Raw genomic sequence first — 1,059 nt, 5'->3', positions numbered from 1 at the left:
GCGACCCCGGGGGGTCGCCGGGCGGGGGGACGGTGTCGCCGGTCCCCGGGCGGTCGTGGCCGGTCACCGGTGGGCTCCGAAGGTGAGACGGATGTTGTCGATCAGGCGGGTCGAACCCACCCGGGCGGCGACCGCCAGGATCGCCTCGCCGACGTGGTCGGCGGGCACCTCGCGGAAGTCCCGGGGATCCACCAGCGCCAGGTAGTCGGGGAGCAGCGGCGGTTCCGCCTCCCGCGCCTCGTCCAGCACGGCACGGGCCGCCGCCAACGCCGAGACCGGCGAGGCGAGGGCCCCGACCGGGTCGCCCGCCAGGGCGACGGCGTGCGCGTCGGCGGAGGCCCGCGACTCGTGCAGGGCGGCCAGCGCCAGGGCCCGCCGCTCGTCGGTGGGGGCCACCATCGCGCGGGCGCGCAGCACCGCCTCGGCCGCCAGCCGGTCCCGGGCCGCGAACAGCGCCCGGGACAGGGCCAGCGCGGTGACCCGCTCGTCGGGGTCCAGGTAGCGGTTGCGGCTGGAGAGCGCGAGCCCGTCCTCCTCGCGCACGGTGGGGACGCCGACGATCTCCACGGGGAAGTTCAGGTCCCGCACCATGCGGCGAATCAGCGCGAGCTGCTGGGCGTCCTTCTCCCCGTAGAGGGCGACGTCCGGGCGGGTCAGGTGCAGGAGCTTGGCGACGACGGTGAGCATCCCGTCGAAGTGCCCGGGTCGGGAGGCGCCCTCCAGGAGCCCGCCCATCGGGCCGGCGGCGATCCGTACCAGCGGCTCGCCGTCGGGGTAGACCTCGGCGGCGGACGGCGCAAAGAGCAGGTCGGCGCCGGCCCGGGCCGCGACGGCGGCGTCCGCCTCCAGGGTGCGGGGGTAGCGGTCGAAGTCCTCCCCGGCACCGAACTGGAGGGGGTTGACGAAGACCGTCACCAGGACCCGGCCGGCGGGGCCGACCAGTTCGCGGGCGGCCCGGACGAGGGCGGCGTGGCCCTCGTGCAGGGCGCCCATGGTCATCACGACGGCCCGGCGGACACCGGGCGCGGGGGCCGGGAGGTCGGCGGCGGCGCGCACGGG

Annotated in this window: 1 protein-coding gene; it reads right to left on the bottom strand. The window is 77.6% G+C overall.

Features of this window, described 5'->3' with window-relative positions:
- Positions 1-63 precede the first annotated feature (63 nt).
- Entirely contained in the window at positions 64-1,056 is a 993-nt protein-coding gene (gene panC, locus FOE67_RS26655) for a pantoate--beta-alanine ligase (RefSeq protein ID WP_182667381.1), read from the bottom strand.
- Positions 1,057-1,059: the final 3 nt, after the last annotated feature.

It is taken from the genome of Streptomyces calidiresistens, from assembly GCF_014141525.1.
GTDB classification, from domain to species: domain Bacteria; phylum Actinomycetota; class Actinomycetes; order Streptomycetales; family Streptomycetaceae; genus Streptomyces; species Streptomyces calidiresistens.
Note: the sequence above shows the minus strand (reverse complement) of the source record. Positions and strands in the feature narration are given on the sequence as shown.